Origin of the sequence: Singulisphaera chitinilytica, from assembly GCF_049331405.1 — a bacterium.
Taxonomy (GTDB): domain Bacteria; phylum Planctomycetota; class Planctomycetia; order Isosphaerales; family Isosphaeraceae; genus PoT.
Genome location: NZ_CP186274.1, coordinates 9,485,498 through 9,505,244, shown reverse-complemented (window position 1 = coordinate 9,505,244; position 19,747 = coordinate 9,485,498). Strand labels below are relative to the sequence as shown.

Annotated in this window: 14 protein-coding genes and 5 tRNA genes; 3 read left to right on the top strand and 16 right to left on the bottom strand. The window is 63.9% G+C overall.

The genetic code is table 11. From position 1 onward, the window contains the following. Nucleotides 1-89 precede the first annotated feature (89 nt). The 15 genes from rpoB to ACOYYX_RS36920 all read right to left on the bottom strand — a co-directional run bounded on the left by rpoB (nt 90) and on the right by ACOYYX_RS36920 (nt 13,249). A complete protein-coding gene (gene rpoB / locus ACOYYX_RS36990) occupies nt 90-3,797 on the bottom strand; it encodes a DNA-directed RNA polymerase subunit beta (RefSeq protein WP_422927659.1) in 3,708 nt (1,235 codons plus the stop codon). A gap of 316 nt (nt 3,798-4,113) precedes the next feature. Further along, nucleotides 4,114-4,521: a 50S ribosomal protein L7/L12 gene (gene rplL, locus ACOYYX_RS36985; protein WP_422927658.1), complete on the bottom strand. Its 408-nt coding sequence runs from the start codon at nt 4,519-4,521 to the stop codon at nt 4,114-4,116. A gap of 207 nt (nt 4,522-4,728) precedes the next feature. Then, a complete protein-coding gene (rplJ, locus tag ACOYYX_RS36980; RefSeq protein ID WP_422927657.1) occupies nt 4,729-5,286 on the bottom strand; it encodes a 50S ribosomal protein L10 in 558 nt (185 codons plus the stop codon). 34 nt (nt 5,287-5,320) lie between these two features. After that, on the bottom strand, nt 5,321-6,001 hold the full coding sequence (gene rplA / locus ACOYYX_RS36975) for a 50S ribosomal protein L1 (protein WP_422927656.1): 681 nt from the start codon (nt 5,999-6,001) through the stop codon (nt 5,321-5,323). 224 nt (nt 6,002-6,225) lie between these two features. Beyond that, a complete protein-coding gene (gene rplK / locus ACOYYX_RS36970) occupies nt 6,226-6,651 on the bottom strand; it encodes a 50S ribosomal protein L11 (RefSeq protein ID WP_422927655.1) in 426 nt (141 codons plus the stop codon). Between the two features lie 158 nt (nt 6,652-6,809). Next, complete coding sequence (gene nusG, locus ACOYYX_RS36965) at nt 6,810-7,592, bottom strand: transcription termination/antitermination protein NusG (protein ID WP_422927654.1); 783 nt, start codon at nt 7,590-7,592, stop codon at nt 6,810-6,812. A 160-nt stretch (nt 7,593-7,752) separates the two neighbouring features. Further along, entirely contained in the window at nt 7,753-8,286 is a 534-nt protein-coding gene (secE, locus tag ACOYYX_RS36960; protein ID WP_422927653.1) for a preprotein translocase subunit SecE, read from the bottom strand. Between the two features lie 193 nt (nt 8,287-8,479). Then, nucleotides 8,480-8,552, bottom strand: a tRNA-Trp gene (locus tag ACOYYX_RS36955). A gap of 156 nt (nt 8,553-8,708) precedes the next feature. Continuing rightward, a complete protein-coding gene (gene rpmG, locus ACOYYX_RS36950; protein ID WP_422927652.1) occupies nt 8,709-8,861 on the bottom strand; it encodes a 50S ribosomal protein L33 in 153 nt (50 codons plus the stop codon). 156 nt (nt 8,862-9,017) lie between these two features. Next, nucleotides 9,018-10,229: an elongation factor Tu gene (tuf, locus tag ACOYYX_RS36945; RefSeq protein WP_422927651.1), complete on the bottom strand. Its 1,212-nt coding sequence runs from the start codon at nt 10,227-10,229 to the stop codon at nt 9,018-9,020. A 175-nt stretch (nt 10,230-10,404) separates the two neighbouring features. After that, nucleotides 10,405-10,477 (bottom strand) — tRNA-Thr (locus ACOYYX_RS36940). Nucleotides 10,478-10,604: 127 nt separating this feature from the next. Then, nucleotides 10,605-10,675: transfer RNA gene (locus ACOYYX_RS36935), tRNA-Gly, on the bottom strand. Nucleotides 10,676-10,841: 166 nt separating this feature from the next. Then, nucleotides 10,842-10,923 (bottom strand) — tRNA-Tyr (locus ACOYYX_RS36930). A gap of 97 nt (nt 10,924-11,020) precedes the next feature. Beyond that, nucleotides 11,021-11,093 (bottom strand) — tRNA-Thr (locus tag ACOYYX_RS36925). A 482-nt stretch (nt 11,094-11,575) separates the two neighbouring features. Then, the gene (locus ACOYYX_RS36920) at nt 11,576-13,249 is read right to left on the bottom strand and encodes a sigma-70 family RNA polymerase sigma factor (protein WP_422927650.1); all 1,674 of its coding nucleotides are present in this window, start codon (nt 13,247-13,249) and stop codon (nt 11,576-11,578) included. 755 nt (nt 13,250-14,004) lie between these two features. Here ACOYYX_RS36920 and ACOYYX_RS36915 point away from each other — a divergent pair. Together ACOYYX_RS36915 and ACOYYX_RS36910 are read left to right on the top strand one after the other, a co-directional pair. Continuing rightward, nucleotides 14,005-15,396 (top strand): hypothetical protein, encoded by a 1,392-nt coding sequence (locus tag ACOYYX_RS36915; protein ID WP_422927649.1) that lies wholly within the window; start codon nt 14,005-14,007, stop codon nt 15,394-15,396. Nucleotides 15,397-15,495: 99 nt separating this feature from the next. Then, nucleotides 15,496-17,043, top strand: a complete 1,548-nt coding sequence (locus ACOYYX_RS36910) for a hypothetical protein (RefSeq protein ID WP_422927648.1) — start codon at nt 15,496-15,498, stop codon at nt 17,041-17,043. Between the two features lie 30 nt (nt 17,044-17,073). On the opposite strand, the gene ACOYYX_RS36905 is transcribed toward ACOYYX_RS36910, so the two are convergent. Beyond that, nucleotides 17,074-17,997: a pseudouridine-5'-phosphate glycosidase gene (locus ACOYYX_RS36905; RefSeq protein WP_422927647.1), complete on the bottom strand. Its 924-nt coding sequence runs from the start codon at nt 17,995-17,997 to the stop codon at nt 17,074-17,076. Between the two features lie 275 nt (nt 17,998-18,272). Here ACOYYX_RS36905 and ACOYYX_RS36900 point away from each other — a divergent pair, with 275 nt between their 5' ends. Further along, nucleotides 18,273-19,547, top strand: coding sequence for a protein kinase domain-containing protein (locus ACOYYX_RS36900; RefSeq protein WP_422927646.1), 1,275 nt, complete (start codon nt 18,273-18,275; stop codon nt 19,545-19,547). Nucleotides 19,548-19,747: the final 200 nt, after the last annotated feature.

The window sequence follows — 19,747 nt, the reverse complement described above, 5'->3', positions numbered from 1 at the left end:
TCCCATAAGTCGACCCGGCCGCGATCAATGAGCCCCGGAGGCACGAAGGTTGATTCCTTCGAGCCTCCGGGGTGATTTCGGCAAGGGGCTCAGATCCGCTTCTTCTCGAGCTGCATGTTGAGCCCGAGGCCGCGGATCTCGTTCGTGAGCACGTCGAAGCTGGCGGGAGTGCCGGCCTCGAGGGTGTTCTCGCCCTTGACCATCGACTCGTAGATCTTGGTACGACCTTCGACGTCGTCCGACTTCACGGTGAGGAGTTCCTGCAAGATGTAGGCGGCGCCATAGGCTTCCAGCGCCCACACTTCCATCTCACCGAACCGCTGACCGCCGAACCGGGCCTTGCCGCCCAGCGGCTGCTGGGTGATCAAGGAGTACGGGCCGGTGGCCCGGGCGTGGATCTTGTCGTCGACCAGGTGGTGGAGCTTCAGCATGTAGATGTAGCCCACCGTCACGCGCTGGTCGAACATCTCGCCCGTCCGGCCGTCGTAGAGTTGGGCCTTGCCGTTCTCGGGCAGGCCGGCGTCCTTGAGGCACTGGCGGATCGTATCCTCGCTGGCACCGTCGAAGACCGGGCAGATCGCCTGGAACCCGAGCTTGGCCGCGGCCCAGCCCAGGTGGGTCTCCAAGATCTGGCCCACATTCATACGGCTCGGCACGCCCAGCGGATTCAGGAGGATCTCGACGGGGGTGCCGTCGGCCAGGAACGGCATGTCTTCTTCGGGGAGGATCTTGGCGATGACCCCCTTGTTGCCGTGCCGACCTGCCATCTTGTCGCCGACCGAGATGACTCGCTTGGTCGCGATGTAGATCTTGACCATCTGGAGCACGCCCGAGGGGAGCTCATCGCCCCGCTTCAGGCTGTTCAGCTTGCGATCCTTCTCGTCGCGAAGGGCTTCGACCCTCGGGGCGTACTGCCGGACGATCTTCCTCGCCTCGGCCGAACGCTCGGGGCTGCGGAGGTCGAGGGCCTCGAGCTTGAACCGCTCGGATTCCTCGGTGAGGATCTTGGGATCCTTCTCGCGGCCGAGGGGCTTGCCGGTCGAGGGGTCGAGCACCGGGCCGCCGACGATCTCTTCGAGCGCCTTGATGAGGAGGCGATACTCCTCGGCGATCTTGACGTTCTCGGCGGACTCGGTGTCCTTGAGTTCCTTCTCGAAGGCCTTGCGTTCGTCCTCGTTGAGGCTCATCCGGCGGCTGAACCGCTGGGTGTTGATGACAATGCCTTCGACGCCCGACGGCACTTCCAAGGAGTCGTTCTTCACGTCCTCGCCGGCGCGGCCGAAGATGGCGTGCAAGAGCTTCTCTTCGGGGGTCAGCTCGCTCTTGCTCTTGGGAGCGACCTTGCCGACGAGGATGTCGCCCGGCTTGACATACGTCCCGATCCGGACGATGCCGTTCTCGTCGAGGTTGCGAAGGGCCTTCTCCGAGACGTTCGGGATGTCCCGAGTGAATTCCTCGCGACCCAGCTTCGTCTCGCGGATCTCGATCTCGAACTCCTCGATATGGATCGACGTGTACACGTCTTCCTTCACGAGGCGTTCGCTGATGATGATCGCGTCTTCGAAGTTGTAGCCGTCCCAGGCCATGAAGCCGACGAGCACGTTGCGCCCGAGGGCCAGCTCGCCTTGATACGTCGCGGCGCCGTCGGCGAGGATCTGCCCCTTGACAACCTGCTGGCCGGGGCTGACCACCGGCTTCTGGTTGAGGCAGGTCCGCTCGTTCAGCCCGACATATTTGCGGAGCTTATACGTGATGTTGTTGTCGAGCACGATCCGGGACGAGTCGACGTAGGTCACGGTGCAATCGACCGGGGCCTTGACGATCATGCCCGAGTTCATGGCGACGGAGCGCTCGAGGCCGGTCGCGACGATCGGGGGCTCGGCCACCAGGAGCGGCACGGCCTGCCGCTGCATGTTGGAACCCATCAACGCGCGGTTGGCGTCGTCGTGCTCGAGGAACGGGATCAGGCCGGCGGAGACCCCCACCATCTGCTTCGGCGAGATGTCCATGTACTGGACTTGATCGACGGGGATGGAGTGGAAGTCGGTCTGATACCGGGCGATGACCGCGGGGCCCTTGAGCTTGCCCCCTTCGTCGGCCGGGGCGTCGGCCGGGGCGAGGTAAGCTTCGCTCTCCTCGTCCGCACGCATCCAGATGACGTTCTCGGTGCGCTGACCCGCCTCGATCTGGCGATACGGGGTGACGAGGAAGCCGTACTCGTCGACGCCGCCGTAGATGCCGAGCGAGCTGATGAGGCCGATGTTCGTCCCTTCCGGCGTCTCGATCGGGCAGATGCGGCCGTAGTGGGAGATGTGCACGTCGCGGACTTCGAAGCCGGCACGCTTACGATTCAAACCGCCAGGGCCGAGCGCCGAGAGCCGTCGCTCGTGGGTGAGCTGGGCGAGCGGGTTGGTCTGGTCGACGACCTGCGACAGTTCGCCTCGGCCGAAGAAGTACTCGATCGCCGCGCTGATGCTCTTGGGGTTGATGAGGGACCGAGGGGTCATGTCCTCGGCGTCCTTCAAGCTCATGCGCTCCTGGACGGTCCGGCGGAGCTTGAGGAACCCCTTACGGAGCTCGTCAGCGGCGAGCTCGTCGATGGTGCGGAGGCGGCGGTTACCCAGGTGGTCGATGTCGTCGACGTGTCCTTTACCGCGGCGGAGGTTGAGGATGTACCGGATCGCGTTGAGGTAGTCCTCGGGATCCAGAGTCATCTGGTCGTCGGGGACCGTCTGGTTGAACTTGCGGTTGATCCGGAAGCGGCCGACCTTGCCCAGGCGGTAGCGATTGGTGTCGAAGAACTTCTCGTGGAAGAGTTCCTTGGCCTTCTCGAGCTGGGGCGGGTTGCCCGGGCGGAGCCGCTGGTAGATCCTGAGAAGGGCGCTCTCGTGGTCGGTGGTCGGGTCTTCCTGGAGCGACTGAAGGATCAAGGGATCCTTGGCGTCCTTGAGGACGGTGATGTCGCCGAGCTCGGCGTCCGCCAGGACCTGTGCGGAGGTCTTGGAGATCGTCGTGCCGCTGTCGATGAGGACTTCGCCGGTGTTCGGGTCGACGATGTCGCCGCAGGCGATTCGGCCTTCGAGCAGGGCGGCGGACTTGGGGTCGCCCGACGGGATCGACTCGGATTCGTAGAAGGCGGCGAGGATCGCCTCGTCGGACGAGAACATCGGGCTCATGGCCCGGAGCAGCGTCATCGCCGAGAACTTGCCCGACTGGTCGATGCGGACGCCCAGCGTATCCTTCTTCGTGACCTGAAGCTCGATCCAGCTACCACGCTCGGGGATGATCCGGCAGGCGTGGAGCTTGCGGTCGCCGGCCTCGATCTCGACGACGAAGTCGACGCCGGGGGAACGGTGGAGCTGGCTGACGACGACACGCTCGGCACCGTTGATGATGAACTCACCGCCGCCGATCATGATCGGCATGTCGCCGAGGTAGACCGATTCCTCGATCGCGGTCTCACCCTTGTTGAGGCGGAGCCAGACGTGCAAGGGACGGCCATACGACAGGCGGAGCTGACGGCATTCGTCGGGTTCGTAGCGCGGCTTGCCCAGGTCGAACTTGATGTATTCCAGCTTGAGCGTCTTGTCGTAGCTCTCGATCGGGAAGATTTCCCGGAAGACGCCTTCCAGCCCGCTGTCGGCTCGCTCTTCGGCAATGATGTCGGCTTGGAGGAAACGCTCGTAGCTGCGGGTCTGGATCTCGGTCAGGTCGGGGACCGGGAAGACGTCATAAATGTGGCCGAAGTTCCGCTGCTTGGGCGGTGTGATCCGACGAACGGTGCTCGCGGTGGGCATTAGGTCGCGCTCCTCAAGGGGAGATGGGTGGGCGCTTGGAGCTGGCGAGGTCGAAGGTTCGGATCCGACCCGCCGGGTCGGAGAGCCATGGCGGTCTGAACCCCCGTCGCCCGCGCGCCGAGACACCCCAGCAGCCGGTACGGAGACCGTCGCCGGGGCGAGCTAAGGTCAAATAGTGCGGCTAAACGCCCCACCCCGGCCGGAGGCCGAGATGAGGCGCCGTCGCTTGGAGTCAGGGCCGGCCGCGTCGAGGATCCACGCCGCATCTTCAATCCTGGTGCGGGAGGGTTCGTCGCGGGGCCCGGACGAGGGTTCATTACTTGATCTTGACGGTGGCGCCGGCTTCTTCGAGCTCTTTCTTGAGCTTCTCGGCGTCTTCCTTCGAGACGGCCGTCTTGACAGCCTTCGGGGCGGCCTCGACGGCGTCCTTGGCTTCCTTCAGGCCCAGGCCGGTGGCGGCGCGGACGACCTTGATGACGTTGATCTTGTTGGCGCCGATCGCCTCGAGGACGACGTCGAACTCGGTCTGGACGGCGGCGGGCTCGGCCGGGCCGGTGGCGGCAGCGGCGGGACCGGCGACGACGGCCGCGGCAGCCGGCTTGATGCCGTGAACGACTTCGAGATAGTCGCCCAGGGCCTTGGCCTCGAGGACGGTCAGCTGAACGATCGAGTCACCAAGGGTCTTGATGTTGTCGGCGAAGCTCGTGGTCTCGGCGGTGGCCATGACTGGTCCGATCCTTTCCTAAAGATACGGTGAATCTCCCAGAGCGTTCGATGGAAAAAACCGAAGCTCCGGTCGTATGGGGTCGTTGGGTTCCGACGAAAATCTTCTGGTCTCGCGCCACCGCCCCCGGCGATTGAAATAGCCGGGGGGCTTTTCCTACAACGTTGAGGACCCTGACGGGGGTGGGCGCTACGGGTTCGACACGGATCAGGCCTCTTCGGCAGGTGCCGGGGCCTCGTCGGCGCCACCTTCCGGCGCGCCCTCGGACAGGGTTTTCAGCTGGCTCATCACGCCGCCGACCGGCGCATTGGCCAGCGAGACGACGCGTTGGGCGGGGGCGAGGGCCAGGGCGACCACGCGAGCGATCAAGGCCTCTCGGCTCGGCAGCTTGGTGATGTCTTCGACCTGGCTCGGGCCGATCACCACGCCGTCGACCGCACCGCCCTTGATCTCGGGCTTCTTCAGGGTCTTAACCTGAGTCGAGATCTCCTTGGCGAGCTCGGCCACCCCGTCGCCACCCCAAACGGCCACGGAGGGGCCGGCGAGGTACTGCGAGAGGCCGTCCATCCCCATCTCGGTGAAGATGCGGCGGGCCAGGGTATTCTTGAGCGTGCGGATCTTGATCGACTTCTTACGCAGATCGCTCCGCAGCTTGTGCTCGGAGATCGCGTCGAGCCCCTTCAGGTCCAGGATCAGGACCGACCGGCTGCCGTCCAGGTCGGACCGGAGCTGGTCCATCATCATTTCTTTAACGTATTTGCTCATGATTGCATCCGGTGCCTCGTCGGGCGGTTAGGGCTCAGGCGATGACCCGGATGCCCGGGCTCATCGTGGCCGAGATGGTAACCGACCGGAGGTACGACCCCTTGGCGGCGGCCGGCTTGACCGTCCGCAGATGATTCAAGAAGGTGATGATGTTTTCGACGAGCTCGGACTCGCTGAAGCTCAGCTTGCCGACCGGCGCGGCGACGTTCCCGCCCTTATCGTTGCGGAACTCGATCTTACCCGCCTTGAACTCCTTGACGCCCGCAGTGATGTCGGTGGTCACCGTCCCGGAGCGGGGAGACGGCATCAGGCCGCGGGGGCCGAGCAAACGGCCGAGCGGGCCGACGACGCCCATCATGTCGGGAGTGGCAAGCGCGACGTCGAAGTCGAGGAAGCCCCCCTTGATCTTGGCCGCCAGGTCGTCGCCGCCGACGATGTCGGCACCGGCCGCCGTCGCCTTCTCGGCGTTGTCGCCCTGGGCGAAGACCGCCACACGGACGGTTTTGCCGATGCCATGAGGCAGGGCGACCGAGCCGCGGACGTTCTGGTCGCTCTGACGGGGGTCGATCCCGAGGTTCGTCGAGACCTCGACCGTCTGATTGAACTTCGTGGTGCCGAATGTCTTCAGCAGGCGGACCGCGTCAGCCAATGCAATTGGCTCTTCGGTCGTCACCTTCTCGCGCAAGGCGCGATATCGTTTCGATTGCTGCGCCAAAGGTCGCGCTCCTTTCCGGAGGCTGCCGCCAATGTAAATCCGACGACCTCGCGAGGCGAGACGCCGGATTCGATCCCGAGGCGGGCGGTCGCACCTGGGATATCCTTCAGTCGAAGACGGCCGGGAGGGTGGAACGAAAGGCCCGCAGGTGTTGCGGGCCATCCCACCCCGGGTGAGGGGGCCTTCGGCCATCGCCCGGGCCATCTTCGCGTATCAAACTGCGATCAACCCTTGATCTCGATGCCCATGCTACGGGCCGTGCCGGCGATGATGCGGCAGGCGTGGTCGAGGTCGCGAGCGTTCAGGTCCTGGAACTTGGTCTCGGCGATCTTCCGGACCTGATCGGGGGTGACCGTGGCGACCTTGACCTTGTGGGGCGTGGCCGAGCCCGAGGCGACGCCGGCCGTCTGCTTCAGAAGGACCGCGGCGGGGGGGCTCTTGGTGATGAACTCGAACGAACGATCCGAGTAGATCGTGATCTCGACGGGGATCGTCGTCCCCTTCATGTCCTTGGTCCGTTCGTTGAACTGCATCACGAACTGACCGATATTCACACCGTGCTGGCCAAGGGCCGGTCCGACGGGGGGAGCAGGCGTGGCCTGACCACCGGGACACTGGAGCTTCACCTTCGCCGTCATCACCTTGGCCATCGTCTCTCTCCCATGCGGAATGCGAAAAGCGGAATGCAGAAGTCACGCGGCCGGAACGCCACCGGTCCGGATGGGTTGCTCTGAGACGCGGAAGAGGAAGGAGAGGACACCGAGGTCCCACCCTTCCAGGTCCCGCTGTCCGGATTCCGCACGTCCAATTACAGTCGTTCAACCTGCCAGTATTCGAGGTCAACCGGCGTCGGCCGATTGAAGATGATCAGCATGACCTTGACGAGGCCTCGTGCCTCGATGACTTCTTCGACGGTCCCTTCGAAGTTCTCGAACGGGCCATCCTTGATTTTAACCCGATCGCCTCGTTCAACATAGATGCGGACCTTGCTCGCAGGCGCCGCCTCCTCGCCGCTGCCGAGCATCTGCTCGACCTCGGTCGGCGTCATCTTGGTCGGGGTGCCGTGGGCCCCGACGAAGTCTCCCACGCCGGGCGTCTCCCGCACGGTGAACCAGGTCTTCTCGTTGAGCTCCATCTCGACCATGATATAGCCGGGATAGGTCTTCCGCTTCACCGTCTTCCGCTTGTTATTGCGGATCTCGGTGAAGTTTTCGGTGGGGACCACGATCCGGCCGAAGTACTGCTGGAGCCCCTGGATCTTCACGCGCCGCTCGAGGGCGTCTCGGATCGTATCCTCGCGGGAGCTCTGCACCTTGAGGACATACCAGACGAGCTCGGGAGCGGGGTCGTCATCGTCGGCGACCGGGCGATTCGAAGACGAGGAAGCGCTGGGGGCGGTTTCGGACGAGGCATGCACGGGCGCAGCGGCTGGGCTGGCCGGAGCAGCGGTCCGTCCCCCATCGGGGGTTTGCTCCTCGACCTCGAACGCTGAGGACTCCTCGACCTCGTCCGGGTCGGACGGATCTACCGAGTCGGAGGCGTAGTCGTCGGAGGATGTCGGATCGGGGATCTCGTCGGTCGGATGACTCATGCGACGCCACGCGGAGGTAGGAGACCAACCCAAAAAGTAGAAAGCCGAGCGGTGGACGAGGACGCCATCCCGGCGCCCTCGAAAGGTCGACCAATGCCGACCCACTTGCTCATTCGCCCTGCACGTTCAGATTAACGACTGAGAGAGGGTTCGGCCACGATTATCCGGCCGATGAACCGAAAGCCCCGCCGCCTCCGAACTTAAGGACACCCAGCAGTTGGAGCAGGTTCGACCAGAGCCAGTCGACGCCGAAGAGGAAGACCGACATCAGGACGACAGTTGTGAGGACCACCGTGGTCGCGCGATAGAGGTCATCGCGGCTCGTCCACGAGACCTTGTTCATTTCCGCTTCGGTAGCGATCAGGAACTCGACGAAAGGGGGATATTGCATGATGCGGAAAATGAACCAGCCGAGCACCAGGCCGATGGCCGTCGGGATGCCGAAGCGGGTCGCGGGCGAATAGACGAGCAAGACGTCGTAGAATCGCCAGAGGCCGAGCACCACGATGAGGCCGAGGCCGGCTGCCGAATAGATCCGGGCATGGCGACCCTGCATCGGCTTGTAGAGGCTAACGCTGAAGAGATTTGCCAGAAACAGGGCAAAATCCTTACGGCGTTTCGAACCACCGGTCGCCCCCCCCTTCGAGGGTTTCGGGGCCTTCGACGCCGGCGCTCCATCTTTGACTTTGCCCATGGCCTCTTTCTCGCAATGCAACATCCGAAAACGGTGCGTCGTGATTCGACGGTGGCTGCGACCTCAGCGGGACATTGCCCTTGTTGATTGCTTGCTCGGAGGGATACTCATTGAGACCAGACCGAGTCAGCGAAGAGCCACCAACCCATCGAGCTTCCTGCGCCGGTTGGCCGGAAGGACCTCGATGAAGGAGCACGAGCGGAGGGAATCGAACCCCCAACCGCCGGTTTTGGAGACCGGTGCTCTACCAATTGAGCTACGCTCGTATCAGACGAGACGATCCTGAAATCGAGCGACCCTTGCGTATCACTCGGCCAGTCATGTCTCGAAGAGGTTCAGCCGCATCCCGACTGAACTTAAAAGGACGGCTCGGCTCGATGATTTCGCCAACGACCCGAGCCAACCTCAGTTTTTCGAATCTCTCACTTCTTGCGAGATTCTTTGTGCGGCGTATGCTTGCGCTCGCGCCGGCAGTACTTCTTCAGCTCGAGACGCTCGGCACCACGGGTTTCTTTCTGGGTCCGGTAGTTCCGGTCACCGCAGGCGGTGCATTCCAGCCAGACATATTCACGCATCGGCCACTCCCACGCCGGCTCGTTGCTCGCGATGGTCCCATTAACGTCCGAAGCGCGACCCCCCTGCCCGAGAACGGGACTGAGTAGGAGGGTCGCACCCGAAGAGAGACAAATCGCGATCGGGACCGACCGGCCAGGCCAGCGGTCCCGAAGGTGTTACTGAAGGATCTTGACGACGACGCCGGCACCCACGGTCTTACCACCTTCGCGGATCGCGAAGCGGAGGTTTTCCTCCATGGCGATCGGCGTGTGCAGCTCGACGGTCATCTTGATGTTGTCGCCCGGCATGCACATTTCAGCCTCGCTGTTGTCTTCCGACAGCAGGTTGAGGACCGAACCGGTCACGTCGGTGGTGCGGAAGTAGAACTGCGGGCGGTAGCCCTTGAAGAACGGGGTATGACGGCCACCTTCGTCCTTGGAGAGGACGTAGACCTCAGCCTCGAACTTCGTGTGCGGGGTGATCGAGTTGGGCTTGCAGATGACCTGCCCACGCTCGAGCTGGTTCTTTTCAACGCCGCGGAGGAGGACGCCGACGTTGTCGCCAGCGAGACCTTCGTCGAGCGTCTTCTGGAACGCTTCAACACCCGTGATCGTGGAGGCGAGCTTCTGGCCGAAGCCGACGATTTCGACGGCGTCGCCGACCTTGACCTTGCCACGCTCGATCTTGCCGGTGCCCACCGTACCACGGCCCTTGATCGAGAACACGTCTTCGATCGGCATGAGGAACGGCTTGTCGATGTCGCGGACCGGGTCCGGGATGTACTCGTCCATGGCCTTGACCAGGTCGAGGATCGGCTTGGCCGAGGCCGGGTCGGTCGGGTTCTCGTAGGCGGGGCGGCTGCAGCCGCGGACGATCGGGATTTCGTCGCCGGGGAACTTGTAGTGGGTCAAGAGCTCGCGAAGTTCGAGCTCGACCAACTCCAGCAGTTCCTCGTCGTCGACGAGGTCAATCTTGTTGAGGAAGACCACGAGGGCGGGCACGCCGACCTGGCGGGCGAGGAGGATGTGCTCGCGGGTCTGCGGCATCGGGCCGTCGGCGGCCGAGACGACGAGGATGGCCCCGTCCATCTGGGCGGCACCCGTGATCATGTTCTTGATATAGTCGGCGTGACCCGGGCAGTCGATGTGGGCGTAGTGCCGCTTTTCGCTCTCATATTCGACGTGCGAGACGGCGATGGTGACCGTCTTGTTCGCGTCGCGGACCGTACCGCCCTTGGCGATATCCGCGTAATCCTTCTTCTTGGCGTGTCCCTGAGCGGACAGGACCGAGAGCAGGGCAGCCGTCAGCGTCGTCTTGCCGTGGTCGATGTGCCCGATCGTGCCCACGTTGACGTGTGGTTTCGACCTGGTGAACGTTTCCTTAGCCATGTGCTGTGCTCTGCTTTGCTTTGCTCAACGCCTTACGGCATCCTTGGATTCGTTCGGCGGGAGCCCGCCCAACCGCCCCACACGTCACCATGGTCCGCATTCGGGCGGGGCTCCCAGCGGCCTGGGGCCGACCCCTGGGTCCAACCGCACCACCCGAACTTGGGCTAGGCCCAAAAGCTGCCGCTGGGATTTGAACCCAGGACCTCGTCCTTACCAAGGACGCGCTCTACCAACTGAGCCACGGCAGCATTAGACCGGGGGAGACCGCGAAGCCCACCCCGATTGTATTCATCAAAAGATGAGGGTCTGTTTCCTTGAATCGTCTCGCTTCGACTTCCCTTCGCTCCTCGTCTCTACCTCTCCGCCAGACCCGAGAGCGGGTGATGGGAATCGAACCCACGTTGCCTGCTTGGAAGGCAGGTACTCTACCATTGAGTTACACCCGCATGGAGCCGATTTCGACTTTTTCCAAGCCCTGACTCGGCGGATCCTCGAGGATGATCATCGGGGCCCAACCTGGCGATCCTGATTCCTGTTCGATCCTCGGAGACCACTCTCCCGTTCTTGTCTTGTTCGGCCGATCGATTCGATGTTTCTTCGTATCGCTTCGGATGGGTGGAGCAGGATTCGAACCTGCGAAGGCATAGCCACCAGATTTACAGTCTGGCCCCTTTAGCCACTTGGGTATCCACCCGATGCGGTTTGGACGTATGTCCTCGGGACCGGTGCGATCGCTCGCTGTGTCGAATCTCAGGCCCAGTTCGAGGTCGGCATTCCAATCGGCAGAACAGAGCTGGCGGTGAGAGTCGAACTCACAACCGTCGGTTTACAAAACCGGTGCTCTGCCAGTTGAGCTACGCCAGCGATCAGGATCCGTGAAACTCCCAAATATACCGAGGCGGGTGAGGAACGCAAGGATTTTTTCGGAGATACCAGAAAAACCTTGTCGACTCGGTATAGCGGTTTAGACACGCCGTTTCGGAGGACGGTTCGCCACACTCACCAGGTCGTCCATAAAGACGACCGCGTTCGGCCAGCGGTTCTTTCGCAAACCGCCGGTAGGACGCGGTCAACTTTAGTGCGAACGCTCCAGGAGCGATATGGTCGATATCCTAGCGACCTCCTACCGGCCTCGACAAGAGGAAAGGTTGGGATTTTGCGGCGGATTCTGGCAGATTCCGAAAATCACCCCCAAAGTGACGATTCGGAACTTGCGGAATGGGAGCCATGTTACGTCGCAACCTCAGCCTCGTCCCTGATTAACTCGCCCCTGAAATGCGACAGGGGCCGTGGCACGGCCCCTGCTCTCTCTCGTTAATTCTGTCTGTCTTCGCCCTGCGTCGAGGTCAGAGTATCGGCAATTCGAGCTTCTCCTCGATGGCGATCTTGCGGAGCTTCTCCTGGGCCCGGGACTCGATCTGCCTGACGCGTTCCTTGGTGATCCCGAGTTCGCGGCCGAGCTGTTCCAGGGTCAGCTCGCTGACGCCGTTGATCCCATAGCGGCTGACGATGATCCGCCTTTCGCGGTCGTCGAGGCGGCCGAGCATGCCCTTCACCGCCTCCTGGTTCCGCTTCTGTGCGGTCTCGTACTCGTGCTCGTCGATCCGCGTGTCGGCGGCGGCCTCGAACATCTCCTCGTGGCCGGTGACGAACCGATCGCGGCGGTAGTTCTCCTCGGGGATCGTCCGCGCGAAGTTCTTCATGATTGCCCAGCTTGCATATGTGCTGAACTTGTTGCCTCGGGCGTAGTCGAACTTCTCCACGGCGCGGATGAGGGACATGTTGCCGTCGCTGACGAGCTCGAAGAAGTTGTTCGACGGCCCGACGTGCCGCTTGGCGATCGAGACGACGAGCCTGAGGTTCGAGCGGATGATCTGGTTCTTGACCGCCAGGGCCTCTTCCTGGAACCGCTCGATGTCGTCGAGGTCCGAGGTCTTGGCCCGCGCCGGGTCGACCTGATCGCGGAGCTGGTTGGCCATGAACTTGAGGTAGTTCATCTTGCGGAAGAGGTGGGCCTCCTGCTCTCGGCCGAGGAGGGGGACCTCGTAGAGGCTCGAGAGATAGGGGGGGAGCCCCTTGGGGGCCTTCGTCTTCCGGGGTGCCTTGCCGTCGACGGGCTCGGGCATGGGCCCGAGGATGGAGTCGCGGGCGTTCGGGTCGTCGAAGCTCGGGTGGGGCATGTACTCGAGCTTGACGCTGAGGATCCGCAGGGCCCGCATCTCGTTGATGACGCGGTAGATGCTGGATCGCGTGCGGTCGTACTGGCTGGCGAGGACCTCGACGGAGACGCCCCGGCGATAGAGCCGGTAGATCTGCGTCTTGGAGTCGTCGTCGAGCGGCCCCACCGAGGGTGGGAAAATGGCGCGGTCGGGATGTTCGAGGTCGTAGGAACGGAGGGTGGTGCGGACGGTTTCCGTGGAGCGTTCCATCTTTCGAGCGATCCTCCGCGCAATCTCGACCAGGCCCGCCTGGCCGACCTGCGCCATGCGACGGGCGCGGCGAATGATCTCGTCGCGTTCCGCCTCGGTCAGTTGCCGAAATCGGGTCCCTCGGTCGACCTGCTCGCGGTGGGAGTCCACGAACCGGGTCACGCTCGACTCGAGAAAGCCAACCTTGGTGCGCCCGTCGATCACAAACCGCCGGGCCACCAACCCCTGCCGCCGCCAACGCGTGATCGTCCTGGTGGAGACGTTGAAGCGGCGGCTGATCGCATCGACCGTCAAGACCGGCTCGGCCGCCTGTTCGGCCGGGAGCCCTACCGTCCCCGAGAGGTCCTCGATGAAGAGGCGCAGGTCATGCCGGATGCCGTTGCCGTCCAGCAAGAGCTCGGGGGCGGTTTCCGGTCGATATCCTTTGATCCGGAACCAGAGATACTCGTACGGATAATTCTTGTCCGATTGGATCTCGCCCAGCAGGGCCTCGGCGCGCTCGATCTGCTCGAGCCGTTCCTCCTTCGGAGCGAACCGGGCCTGTTGTTCCTTCAATTGCTTCAAGGCAGGATGGCAGTAATTACTTCCCATCCTCGAAACTCTCCCTCGACTCGTTGGACGATGTGGTGTCGAGACGGCTTCATCACTTCCTTCGTATTTGACTGAATCAATACGACGAAAGTTTTCGTTTCACCGAAGTTTAGCTCTCAATACGCTCTGATACGTAGCTTGTGCTGGGTCGGGACAGTCATTCTTGCTTGCAAGCACGGACTCGTTCGTTCACGAACGTGACGATTTCCGGAGCCCGGGGGTTGACTCGGGCGTCCCTCAATCCTACGCAAAAGAAATGCCTACTGGATGCTAGGAACTTGAGAAATTCCGATGAATGGCCTCCTTTTGTCGGCATCCATTTAAAACAGATGTTTCAAACAGGTGTTTGGATCGACTGAAGTAGGTCGCGGCATAATCGGGAAAAGTGAAAAACCGATTCGATGCGAGTGGTTGAGACGTGGAAATCTCCCCAAACGAGCGTTGAAGATGGGGGATGGGCTGTGGCCGTTCACATTTAGATTGGGTAGACCGGAACGATTGTGACAGGAAGGCGGTAAGAAGAATGCATCCTCGGTGGCATATTTTTACCCGACCCCGCTCTCGACCGAGGTCACCCAGGAGGCCGGTCGCCTGGAGAATGCGGAAAGGCTGGGAAAGATCTGCCTCGTTTTCGTTCGCGCTGATGCCTTTTTCAACAAGGGGCGTTGGGGTATCCGGTGGGGGATTTGCAGAATTGACAGTCTCGTCGCAGACCCACTAGAGTACGGGCCAGGCACTCGTCCAAGGAGCTAGGGATGGCCAACCTGTTGAGAAATGGTGTGTTCGGTCTGCTCTCCCTTGTCGTCGGGGGGGCGGTCTTCGGGGCTGATGCGCCGGTCCTGCTGCGTGAGACTGGCCCGCTCGAAGGGGCTACGCGGGTCAATATCACCCTGAAGGCGGAAGGCACTTATCAGCCGGGGCCGCCTCCGGGGAGCACGAAGGCGGAGCCGACGAAGCCCCTGGCCCTGCGCGTGGAGACTCGCCTCGATTTCGGCGAACGCGTGGTGAAGGCCGATCCCGATGGCCGAGCCCGACGGTCGTTGCGCAGGGTTGTCCAGGCGGCGACGGCGATCAACGGGCAGATCCGCCCCTCGTCGTCGGCCTTGCGCCCGGAGGTCGCGCTCCTGGTGGCGGACTTGAAAGAAGGGACGGTCCACGTCTTCAGCCCGGGCGGCCCGCTGACGCGCTCGGAGCTGGAGGTGGTCCAGGGGCCGGCCGATCCCCTGCTCCTCTCCAGGCTCCTCTCCCCCAAGCCGGTTGCCAGGGGGGAGAACTGGCGTGTGGGGGATGACGCGGCGCGGGCCCTCAGCGGGTACGACACCCTGTCCGTCAACGGCCTGAGGGCGACCCTCGAGTCGATCAACGCCGACACGGCCGCGTTCCGCCTGGCGGGCGAGATCCGAGGCTCCGTGCTCGGCGGCGAGGGGACGATCAACTGCGACGGCACGTTCACCTTCGACCGCAAGATCGAGCGGATCTCGGCGCTGACGGTGGAGCGTTCCGAGGTCCGGAAGCCGGGGCCGGTCGAGGCGGGCCTCGATGTCAAGAGCACGCTCTCGCTGACGCGTCGTCAGATCCCGCTGCCCAAGGCGCTCAATGACGCGGTGGTCGCCGCCGTGCCGACCGAGTCGAACCCTTTGCAGGAGCAGGTCTTGCTGACCCCGCCGGGCAGCAAGTTCAGCCTGACGCACGACCGGAGCTGGCATGTCTACTGGGATGACACGAGGCAGACGGTCCTCCGGAAGATCGAGCGCGGCGTGGTGGTCTCCCAGTGCAATCTGATGATGGGACCGCCCGCCGGCAAGGGGCGTCACCTCGACCTCGAGCAATTCCGGAACGACCTGCGCAAGGCCCTCGGCTCTCGATTCGTCGCCATGCTGGGCGAAGGGGAGATCCCCGGCGATCCCGACGGCGGATTCCGTTACAAGGTGGGGGCGAAGGGGCGCGAGGGGGAAGTCGGCGTTATCTGGTACTACTACCTCGTCGCCAGCCCCGAGGGGGACCAGCTCCTGGGCACGTTCACGCTCGCCGAGAAGGATAGCAAGGGCTTCGGCGACCAGGACGTCCAGATGATCGGCTCTCTCACGTGGAAGGATGCCACGAAGGAAGCCTCGCCGAAGTCGGACGCCGACGGCGGCAAGAATTGACCCTTCCCTCCTTCCACCCCGGCGCTCGTTCCTGTCTATTGATGGTTGAATCCAATGAGGTCGGTTCGTCGGGATCGGTGGGGCGATAAGAGGCATCCAATGAGACGGCGTCGCAAACTCTTCTGGGCAGTGCTCGCGGTCATCCTGGCCTTCGGGGGGGCTGCGCTCCGGGCCCAGGATAAGGCCGAGGCTGCCAAGCCGAATGCGCCGGCCGAGCCGACGGAAGGCAAGCCGGTCACCGACCTCGGGACTCGGTTCCAGTTTTCCGAGCGTTACAGCCTCGACGAGGCGGCCAGGGCGCAACCGGCCATCGGGCAGTATAAAATCGGCATCCGCGAGACGATGAAGGTCGTCGAGGAACGATCGCAGACCTCCCCGTCGCGAACCGAGGGGACCGTCCAGGCGATCTTCACCGAGCGTCCCGCCCGGGTCAGCGATATCGGCGTCGTCATGAGCACGGTGCGTCACTACGACACCTACCGGCAGACGCCCAACCCGTTCCCCAAGAAAGGTGCCGTCCCCGCCCTGCAGGGGATGACCCTCTACTACCAGCCTCGGATAGGAGGGAGCCCCCAGGTCCTCAGCCTGACCGAGGGGCGGGGATTGCGCGAGATCGAGTACATGTCGGTCGATCAGGAGATCTTCATGCCGAGCCTGGCCTCGCTCCTGCCCGCGCAGCCGAGCCGGATCGGCGACCGGTGGACGATCTCCAGGACGGGCACCTGGGCCCTCCTGAACGAGAGCCCCGGGCGTGGCGCCCCCCTGCTCGGCCATCTCGAGATGGTGCAGCAGGTCGCCGACGGGACGGACTGGGAGGCGATCATCACCATCGATGGGAAGGTCTCTTTGCCCAGGGGAGACACGACGGTCAACGCCCGGGTTATCTTCAAGTTCGCCCCCCCTCCTCCGCCCGACACGCAAGGGGAGCCCACCAAGCCGGCCACCAGCAACGCGTTGGTGCAGGCCCGCGGGGCGATCACCGAGCTTCGCATGACCTCGGTGACGACGACGCTCCTATCCGGCTCGAGCCGCCTGCGCAGGATCACGACGCAGCAACTCACCCTGGGACGGCAGTTCGTCGGCACGGATGCCCCGCTGGCGATCCCCGAGCCGCTGCCGACGGCCACCGAGGAGAATTCTTGGCTCCTCTACGACGACCCGGACGGGATCTTCCACTTCCGCCATCCCCAGGAATTCCAGCTCGGCCCGCTCACGAACCCGGGAGACTCGGTCGAGCTGCTCCGGGGGGCGCCCAAGGCCCCCGACCGCATGGAGTTCCTGATCCAGCACAAGACGGGGGACGCGGAGGCGGACCGCAATAACCGGACGCCCGACTTCCACGTCAAGCTGCTCAACGAGTCGTGGCGGCAGGCCAAGCAGGATATCCTGCCCGGCCCGATGGGCTGGCTGCCGGACGCCGAGTGGGCCCCGCTCAAGATGAAGGTGTACCGGATCAACGCCGCGCTCAGGGCCAGCGGCGCCAAGCGCGACGCCCGGGTCTACTTCGACGAATACCTCGTCCAGTTCGCCCGCGACGAGAGCCTGATCCTGAAGTCGACGACGGTCCAGGATCCCCCCGGCCCCTTCCGCAGCCAGGTCGAGGCGGTGCTCAAGACCTTCAAGATGGGCAAGTCGACCTCCAAATAGAATAGCCCGAGATCCTTCGGAAAATGGCGATCATCGCGTGTTCGCGGCGAGTTCCCTGGCAGCCTCGCCCGCGAGCCCGGCATTCGACACGATCAGGGCTCGGTTCGCGACGAGTGCGTTCCCTGCCGTCGCATGACGGATCCGGCCCAGCAGGAACGGGGTAACGGCCTTGCCCGTCACTCTCTCCGCCCTCGCCTCCTCGAGTGCGGTCAAGAGTGCCGCGTCCATGACGGCCTGGTCGAGCGCGACCGCTTCGGGGACCGGCTGAGTTAACACGATGGCGCCCGGGAGCCCCAGGGCTCGATGTGCGCGAACGAGGTCGGCGGCCTCGGCCGGCGACTCCACGCGAGACTCGAGCGGGAGCCCGCTCGAACGGGTGAGGAACCCCGGCAACTCGTCCGTCCGATAGCCGACGACACAGACTCCGCGGGTTTCCATCGCGTCGAGGGTCGCGGGTACGTCGAGGATCGACTTCACCCCCGAGCAGACCACGAGGGCACCGTCGGCGCTGCCGAGCTCGTCGAGGTCGTTGGAGACATCGAAGGTGGTCGCCGCCTCGCGATGTACGCCCCCGAGTCCGCCGGTGGCCATCACGCCGATCCCTCGCGTGCGGGCGATCCAGAGCGTGGCCGAGACGGTCGTCGCCGCGTCGAGGGACCGTGCCAGGGCCGTCGCCAGGTCGCGTCGCCCCGCCTTGAGGAAGTGGGTCGAGCGGGCGACGCGCTCCAGCTCCGACGCGGAGAGGCCGACGCGGATCCGGCCGTCGAGCACGGCGATCGTCGCGGGGATGGCCCCTGCGCTACGGACGGCCTCCTCCGACTCCCGGGCGGTCTCCAGGTTGTCGGGCCAGGGCAAGCCTTGGGCGATCAGGGTCGACTCGAGGGCGACGACGGGACCTCCGCGATCGAGCTGGGACGCCACCTCTTCAGTTGTGATCTCATGTAAGCTTGCCATCGAGTTCAACTCCTCTCGCGCCGGTGGATCGGCCTCGCATACGGGTTGTCTGCATGCACGCTCCTGTGCCGTATCTCTGATGAAGACGCAACGGCCGGCGCGTTTTGCAAGGAATTTCGGCACAAAGGAGTCCGGTCGGCGTATGTAGGAGAGTATAATGAGGAGGACTCGACTTTGTGGGGCCTCATATCGAGACAATGCGAGTTATCTTGGATGTCCTCCAGGGCCCGCGTCAGGGCCGATCGTTCATCTTCGATCGTCACGATACGTTTATCGTGGGGCGGTCCCGTTTCGTGCATTGCCCCATGCCCGAAGACTCGGCACTCTCTCGCGACCACTTCCTCATCGAGATCAGTCCCCCTCGCTGCGAGATCCGCGATCTAGGCAGCACCAACGGCACCTTCGTCAATGAATGCCGGGTGGAGCGGGCCCGACTCAGCTCCGGCGACCGGATTGCCGCCGGGCAGAGCATCTTCCGCGTCCGCGTGGAGTCGTCCGCGCTCACGAGCCTCTCGGGCGTGGCCGTGCCCGCCGTGACGGCGCCGGCGAGCCAGACGGCCACCTTCAACGTCGAGCCGACCATCCAGCCGATCCAGTGCGCGGGCTGCGGGACCCCGGCCCCCCTGGGGCTCGACGTCGTCGCGACCGGTTCCAACGACGATGACGGCGAGCCGGTGGAATGGCTCTGCGAGTTGTGTCGCGCGGAGGTCTCGGCGCTCCCCCAGCCGGTCCCGCATTACACGACGCTCCGGGAACTCGGTCGAGGTGCGATGGGGGTCGTCTACCAGGCCCGGCACGTCCAGACGGGGAAGCTCGTCGCGCTCAAGCTGATCGTCCCCGAGTCGGCCGCCGCACGCTCGGCCGTCGATCGCTTCCTGCGCGAGATGTCGGTCATCAGTCAACTCAAGCATCCGAACATCGTCGAATGGCTCGAGCAAGGCATGACCCGCGGGCAGTTCTGGTTCGCGATGGAGTACGTCGCCGGCTCGAACCTGGAGGCACTCGCCAATGCCGACCCCGGCCGATACCCGGTCCAGCAGGCCTGCCGGATGGCGAGCCAGGTGCTCAAGGGGCTCGAGCAGGCGCATAGCCTCGGGTTCGTCCACCGCGACATCAAGCCCGAGAACATCCTGATCGGCCGGCACAAGAATCAGCTCGTCGCCAAGATCTCCGACTTCGGCCTGGCCAAGAGCTTCCGTGGGCTCGGACTCTCCGGCCTGACGTTCTCGGGCGAGATGCGCGGGACGGTCCCCTTCATGCCCCCCGAGCAGATGCTCGACTTCAAGACGGTCTTGCCGTCGGGCGACCTCTACGCCACTGCGGCCACGCTCTACTTCCTCCTGAGCAGCCAGTTCATCTACGATCAAGTCGCCGATGGTGGTGACCTGATCCGCATGCTGCTGGAAGAGCCCCCCGTCCCGATCCAGACGCGCCGGCCCGACGTGCCGAGCGCCCTCGCGGCCGTCCTCCAGAAGTGCCTCGCCCGCGACCCGAAAGATCGCTACCCCACCGCCACCGATATGCGCATGGCCCTCCGGCCGTTCTGCTAAGCCTGCCCCAAAGAGATATGCTTGAAGTCTGAATTGAAGATGCGTTCGGCTTGCGAATCTCTCGTGCGTTCCTCGGGGCGGCGGGTTATCCTGGTTGGCCCAGCCCCTTTGCCTTTGCCGACACGGTCGCGCATGGCGATTTCATGACAAGAGGCCTCTCGGGCTTCGAGACGGCATCGAGAGGGGTTGTGCCTCAACGG